The 6,202-nt window shown below is 66.9% G+C and carries 6 protein-coding genes; 4 read left to right on the top strand and 2 right to left on the bottom strand.

All coding sequences use genetic code 11. From position 1 onward, the window contains the following. Positions 1-127: 127 nt before the first annotated feature. On the bottom strand, positions 128-970 hold the full coding sequence (gene asd, locus ABE546_RS18505) for an archaetidylserine decarboxylase (protein ID WP_346464655.1): 843 nt from the start codon (positions 968-970) through the stop codon (positions 128-130). Then, positions 967-1,617, bottom strand: a complete 651-nt coding sequence (locus ABE546_RS18500) for an SCO family protein (RefSeq protein WP_265308475.1) — start codon at positions 1,615-1,617, stop codon at positions 967-969. The genes asd and ABE546_RS18500 overlap by 4 nt, the downstream gene beginning before the upstream one ends. Positions 1,618-1,833: 216 nt before the next feature. Between ABE546_RS18500 and prmB the strand changes: the two genes are divergently transcribed. The 4 genes from prmB to ABE546_RS18480 all read left to right on the top strand — a co-directional run bounded on the left by prmB (position 1,834) and on the right by ABE546_RS18480 (position 6,098). After that, on the top strand, positions 1,834-2,763 hold the full coding sequence (prmB, locus tag ABE546_RS18495; RefSeq protein ID WP_313208948.1) for a 50S ribosomal protein L3 N(5)-glutamine methyltransferase: 930 nt from the start codon (positions 1,834-1,836) through the stop codon (positions 2,761-2,763). Further along, positions 2,760-3,863 (top strand): chorismate synthase, encoded by a 1,104-nt coding sequence (aroC, locus tag ABE546_RS18490; RefSeq protein WP_346464654.1) that lies wholly within the window; start codon positions 2,760-2,762, stop codon positions 3,861-3,863. The genes prmB and aroC overlap by 4 nt, the downstream gene beginning before the upstream one ends. Next, positions 3,856-4,911 carry a D-glycerate dehydrogenase gene (locus ABE546_RS18485; RefSeq protein ID WP_346464653.1) on the top strand — a complete coding sequence of 352 codons (1,056 nt, stop codon included), beginning with the start codon at positions 3,856-3,858 and terminating at the stop codon, positions 4,909-4,911. Before aroC ends, ABE546_RS18485 begins: the two co-directional genes overlap by 8 nt. A gap of 161 nt (positions 4,912-5,072) precedes the next feature. Further along, complete coding sequence (locus tag ABE546_RS18480; protein WP_102788063.1) at positions 5,073-6,098, top strand: aspartate-semialdehyde dehydrogenase; 1,026 nt, start codon at positions 5,073-5,075, stop codon at positions 6,096-6,098. The last annotated feature ends 104 nt before the right edge of the window (positions 6,099-6,202 follow it).

Raw genomic sequence — 6,202 nt, 5'->3', positions numbered from 1 at the left:
TCCCCGTACTGCCTGCGATGCCGGCCAGCGGCCGGCACTACCGCGATGCCGGCCAGCGGCCGGCACTACTGCGATGCCGGCCAGCGGCCGGCACTACCGCAATGCCGGCCAGCGGCCGATACCACCGTTACTTCAGGGTGGCCAGTGCCTGCCCCAACTGAACCGCATGCTCGGCATCCAGGTGTGGCGCGAACTCGGCCACCCCCGGCGGCAGCAGCACGATCACGGTGGAGCCGTAGTTGAAGCGCGCCATCTCCGCGAAGCGCTCCAGGGTGATGCCCTTGCCGCGGTAATCCTTGCGCGTGATCGTATCGCCGTAGGCCGGAATCTCCTCGCCGCCCCACACCGTCTCCACGCCGGAGACCAGCAGCGCGCCGACCATCACCGAGACCATCGGGCCGAAGTCCGTATCGAAGTGACAGACCAGGCGTTCGTTGCGGGCGAACAGCCCCGGCACCCTGTTCACCGCGGCCGGGCCGACGCTGAACAACCGCCCCGGCACGTGCACGGTCTCGCGCAGCGTGCCGGTCCACGGCATGTGCACGCGGTGGTAATCCTTCGGCGACAGATACACCGTGGCGAACAGGCCGTGGTGGAAGGCCTCGGCATCCTTGGCATCGCCCAGCAGCTCGGCGGCGGTGAAGGACTGGCCCTTGGCCTGGAAGATGCGGCCGTCCTCGATCTTGCCCAGCTGGCTGATCCGGCCATCGGCCGGCATCACCAGCGTGCGCGGATCGGCGTCGGCCACGCGCGCGCCCGGCTTCAGCGCCCGGGTGAAGAACTGGTTGAAGGTCGGGTAGCTGCGCGGGTCCGGGTTGGCGGCTTCGGCCAGATTCACGCCGAACTTGGCGGTGACCGTATCGATCAGCCAGCGCGAGACCCGCGGGTTGCTGGAGTACGCCAGTCTGCGCGCCATGGACGACAGCAGGCGATGGGGCAGGGCGTAGCTCAGCGTGGTCATCAAACTCATGGGGCGGATTTCTCGGTCAGCAGTTGCAGGTCGCGGGCAATGGCCTGCGCTTGGAAAGGAGGGCGGATCAGACCGGCCAGGCGGCCTTCCGGGTCCAGCACGGCCAGGCTGGCCGAGTGTTCGAGGGTGTAATCCTCGGGGTTCTCGTCGAAGTGCTTGCCCGGCACCTTCTGGAACACAAAGCCCAGCGAGGTGGCGAAACGCTCCAGCGAGGGCACATCGGCCGTCGCGGCCAGGGTGTCCTTATGGAACGCATGCACGTACTCGCCCAGCCGTGCCGGCGTATCGCGCTCGGGATCGACCGAAATGAAGACCAGCCGCGGGCGCAGCGTCTCGGGCAGGGCTTCCCACTGTTTCTGGGCCTGGGCCAGATCGGCCAACGTGGTCGGGCACACATCCGGGCAGAAGGTGAAGCCCAGGAACACCAGGGTCCAGTGGCCCTTCAGCTCACCCGGAATCAGGCGGGTGCCATCGGACTGGCCGAGGTTGAAATCGGGCAGCGGACGCGGCTGCGGATAGAACGTGATCGATTCGGTGGCAGGGCGGTCACCGCTTGGCTTGGGCGCGAAGACCTTCTGTGCCACGACCAGGCCCAGCCCGGCGGCCAGGGCGATCAGCAGGATGATGCCGACATTGCGATTGAACATAAGGGCCCCGTCCCGGAAGTGGCCACCATGATAGAGGGAGCCACGCCGGATTGTCGGGAGGGGCGTCGGCACGCCAGCCCACGGACTGGCAACCGCCGCATTGGCTTCTGTCTTGATCCTCGCCGTGGCCCGGGCTCCGGCTCGTTTCGACTGCAACGGATGCCCCGGCCCGCCCCAGCGCCTATAATCGGGGGCCACATTGCCTGTTGCCCCGCCATGACCGCCGAAACGGCCGCCGAACTCCACACGATCATCGACCTGATCCGCTACGGCACCAGCCGTTTCAACGCCGCCGGGCTGACCTTCGGGCACAGCTACGACAACGCCCTGGACGAAGCCACCCAGCTCGTCCTGCACAGCCTGCACCTCCCGCATGACCTCGGCCCGGCCTACGGCCAGGCCCGCCTGCTGCAGGACGAAAAGGTCCGCGTGCTGGAGCTGTTCCAGCGCCGCATCGACGAGCGCATCCCGGCAGCCTACCTCACCGGTGAGGCCTGGTTCGCCGGCCTGAGCTTCAAGAGCGACAGGCGTGCCCTGGTGCCGCGCTCCCCGATCGCCGAACTGATCGAGTGCGGCTTCGAGCCGTGGCTGGCCGGCCGCGATGTCCATCGCGCCCTCGACCTGTGCACCGGCTCGGGCTGCATCGCCATCGCCATGGGCCACTACTACCCCAACTGGGAAGTGGACGGCGTCGACCTCAGCGACGAAGCACTCTCGCTGGCCGAAGAGAACAAGGAACGTCTGCAGACGTCCAACGTCACCCTGCTCAAGTCCGACCTGTTCAACGGCCTGACCGGCCGTCACTACGACCTGATCGTCACCAATCCCCCGTACGTCACCAACGACGAGACCGATGCCCTGCCGCGGGAATATGCCTACGAGCCGGAGATGGGCCTGCGTGCCGGCGACGACGGCCTGGACCTGGTGCTGAAGATCCTGCGTGATGCCCCGCTGCACCTGAGCGAGGATGGCCTGCTGATCTGTGAAGTGGGTGAGTCCGAGCAGCACCTGTACAAGCTGCTGCCGGAAGTGGATTTCCGCTGGGTCGAGTTCAAGGTCGGCCAGATGGGCATCTTCGCCGTGGAGTGCCGCGAACTGATCGCGCACAGCGCCCGCATCACCGAACTGGCAGCGCAGCGGCCGTGAGTTCCAACAGCTTCGGCAAACTGCTGACCGTCACCACCTTCGGCGAATCGCACGGTCCGGCGATCGGCTGCGTGGTGGACGGCTGTCCGCCGGGGCTGGAGATCAGCGCCGACGAATTCGCCCATGATCTGCAGCGGCGGGCGACCGGCAAGAGCCGGCACACCTCCGCGCGGCGTGAAGCCGATGAGATCGAGATCCTGTCCGGGGTGTACGAAGGCCGTACCACCGGCACCCCGATCGGGCTGCTGATCCGCAATACGGACCAGCGCAGCAAGGATTACACCAACATCGCCCAGCAGTTCCGTCCCGGCCATGCCGACTACAGCTACTGGCAGAAGTACGGCATCCGCGATCCGCGCGGTGGCGGTCGTTCCTCCGCGCGCGAAACCACCATGCGCGTCGCTGCCGGCGTGATCGCCAAGAAGTGGCTGCTGCAGCGGCATGGCGTCACCGTGCGTGGCTATCTCTCGCAGTTGGGCGAGATCACCCCGACCGGGTTCGACTGGTCGGCGGTGGAAGACAACCCGTTCTTCTGGCCGGTCGCCGATCAGGTGCCCGCGCTGGAGAGCTACATGGATGCGCTGCGCAAGTCCGGCGATTCGGTCGGTGCGCGGGTCAACGTGGTGGCTGACGGCGTACCGCCGGGCTGGGGCGAGCCGATCTACGGCAAGCTCGATGGCGATCTGGCGGCCGCGCTGATGAGCATCAATGCAGTCAAGGGCGTGGAGATCGGCGACGGCTTTGCCAGCGCCGCGCAGAAGGGCACCGAACACCGTGACCTGCTCACCCCGCAGGGGTTTGCCAGCAACCATGCCGGCGGCATCCTCGGTGGCATCTCCACCGGCCAGCAGGTCACCGCCTCGATCGTGCTCAAGCCGACCTCCAGCCTGCGCCTGCCCGGTGCCACGGTGGACGCCAGCGGTGCCTCGGTCGAGGTGATCACCACTGGCCGTCACGATCCGTGCGTGGGCATCCGCGCCACTCCGATCGCCGAGGCGATGATGGCGCTGGTGCTGATGGACCAGGCGCTGCGCCACCGCGCCCAGTGCGGCGATGTCGGCGAGATCACGCCGCGTATTCCGGCCACGATCGATGGCTGATCGGCGCCCCAAGGTCTGGGTCAGCCAGCCCCTGTTCGACGATGTCGTCGAACAGCTCGGGCAGCATTTCGACCTGACCATGACCGGCGACGTCACCCGCTATACGCCGCAGAAACTGGCCGAACAGCTGGCCCACGTCGACGGCGCGCTGATCACCCTCAACGAACGGATCGGCGCGGCCGAGATCGCCAACGCGCCCCAGCTGCGCGCGATCGCCAACGTCGGTGTGGGCTACAACAACCTGGATATCGACGCGCTCAGCGCCGCCGGCATCCTGGCCAGCAATACCCCGGATGTGTTGACCGAAACCACGGCCGACCTCGGCTTCGCCCTGCTGATGGCTACCGCGCGCCGCATCACCGAATCCGAGCGCTGGCTGCGTGACGGGCAGTGGGGGCAATGGTCGTTCCAGACCATGCTCGGTGCGGACATCCACGGCAGCACGCTGGGCATCCTCGGCATGGGCCGCATCGGCCAGGGCATCGCCCGCCGCGGCGCACACGGCTTCGGCATGCGCGTGCTGTACCACAACCGTTCGCAGCTGCCCGAGGCCACCGAGGCCGAGGTTGGCGCGCAGTATGTGGATCTGGATACGCTGCTGGCGCAGGCCGATCACCTCGTGCTCGTGCTGCCTTACAACGCCGCCTCGCACCACATCATCGATGCCGATGCACTGGCGAAGATGAAGCCGACCGCCACGCTGATCAACATCGCCCGCGGCGGTATCGTGGATGAGCTGGCGCTCGCCGATGCCCTGGCCAACGGGCGCCTGGCCGCGGCCGGGCTGGATGTGTTCGAAGGTGAGCCGACGGTGCGCCCGGAACTGCTCGCCCTGCACAACATCGTGCTGACCCCGCATATCGGCAGCGCCAGCCAGGCCACCCGCCGGGCGATGGTGCAGCTGGCCGTGGACAACCTGACCGCCGCACTGGGGCAGGGCCCGGATGCCGGCCACCCGCCGAGCGCGATCAACGCCGACGCTGTCGCTGCCGTGAAAACCGGCGGCGCGACCGTGGGCGGCAAAAAAATCGACGACGCAAAACGATAGGGAACCGCGCTGGCCAACAGGCGAGGTTCCCGAACCGGTAGGTACCGACCGATGGTCGGCACATATCTCCAAGGCACGGCAGGTACCGATCGTTGGTCGGTACACATCCCCAACGCACGTTACGTATCGGCCACGGGTCGGTACACCCAACAGAGGTTCTCATGAGCAATCCAGATCGTCGTTTCCACGTCGCCGTCGTCGGTGCCACCGGTGCTGTCGGCGAAACCATGCTGGCCATCCTGGCCGAGCGCAACTTCCCGATCGCCACGCTGAGCCTGCTCGCGTCCTCGCGTTCGGCCGGCGGCGAGATCGAGTACCAGGGCGAGAAGATCAAGGTCCAGGACCTGAGCACCTTCGATCCGAACGGCGTGGACATCGCGCTGTTCTCCGCCGGTGGCAGTGTCTCCAAGGAGTTCGGCCCCAAGTTCGCGGCCGCAGGCGCGGTGGTGATCGACAACTCCTCGGCCTTCCGTTACGACGATGACGTGCCCCTGGTCGTCTCCGAAGTGAACCCGGAAGCGCTGAAGAACCGCCCGCGCGGCATCATCGCCAACCCGAACTGCTCGACCATGCAGATGCTGGTCGCACTCGCGCCGCTGCACCGCCAGTACGGCATCGAGCGCATCAACGTGGCCACCTACCAGTCGGTGTCCGGCGGCGGTCGCTCGGCGCTGGAAGAACTCGGCAAGCAGACCGGCCAGCTGCTCAGCTTCCAGGAAATCGATCCGCAGCGCTTCCCGGTGCAGATCGCGTTCAACCTGATCCCGCACATCGATGATTTCCAGGACAACGGCTTCACCAAGGAAGAAATGAAGCTGGTCTGGGAAACCCGCAAGATCCTCGGCGATGACAGCATCCTGGTGAACCCGACCGCCGTGCGCGTGCCCGTGTTCTATGGCCACTCCGAAGCGGTCACCATCGAAACCCGCGACAAGGTCACCCCGGATGCCGCGCGTGAGCTGTTGTCACGTTCGCCGGGCGTGGAAGTGGTCGACAAGCATGAAGCGGGTGGCTATCCGACGCCGGTCACCCATGCCTCAGGTACCGATGCGGTGTACGTCGGCCGCATCCGCGAGGATCTGTCCCACCCGCGCGGCCTGAACCTGTGGATCGTCTCGGACAACATCCGCAAGGGCGCTGCCCTCAATGCCGTGCAGCTGGCCGAACTGGTCGCCGCCGAAGGCTGATCGCGTGGTGGTGGGGGGGGAGGCGGTGTGGCCCGCCCCCCCCCCCGTCACAAAAACCCGAAACCCGGGTGGCGGGTGGATATGTGGCCACCAGCAACACCCTC

This window comes from Stenotrophomonas sp. TWI377 (genome assembly GCF_039674525.1).
Lineage (GTDB): Bacteria > Pseudomonadota > Gammaproteobacteria > Xanthomonadales > Xanthomonadaceae > Stenotrophomonas.
Note: the sequence above shows the minus strand (reverse complement) of the source record. Positions and strands in the feature narration are given on the sequence as shown.

Bases quoted from the DNA above. Each gene is read 5' to 3' on its own strand.
- asd (WP_346464655.1), bottom strand. From the start codon at position 970: ATGAGTTTGATGACCACGCTGAGCTACGCCCTGCCCCATCGCCTGCTG.
- ABE546_RS18500 (WP_265308475.1), bottom strand. From the start codon at position 1,617: ATGTTCAATCGCAATGTCGGCATCATCCTGCTGATCGCCCTGGCCGCC.
- prmB (WP_313208948.1), top strand. From the start codon at position 1,834: ATGACCGCCGAAACGGCCGCCGAACTCCACACGATCATCGACCTGATC.
- ABE546_RS18485 (WP_346464653.1), top strand. From the start codon at position 3,856: ATGGCTGATCGGCGCCCCAAGGTCTGGGTCAGCCAGCCCCTGTTCGAC.
- ABE546_RS18480 (WP_102788063.1), top strand. From the start codon at position 5,073: ATGAGCAATCCAGATCGTCGTTTCCACGTCGCCGTCGTCGGTGCCACC.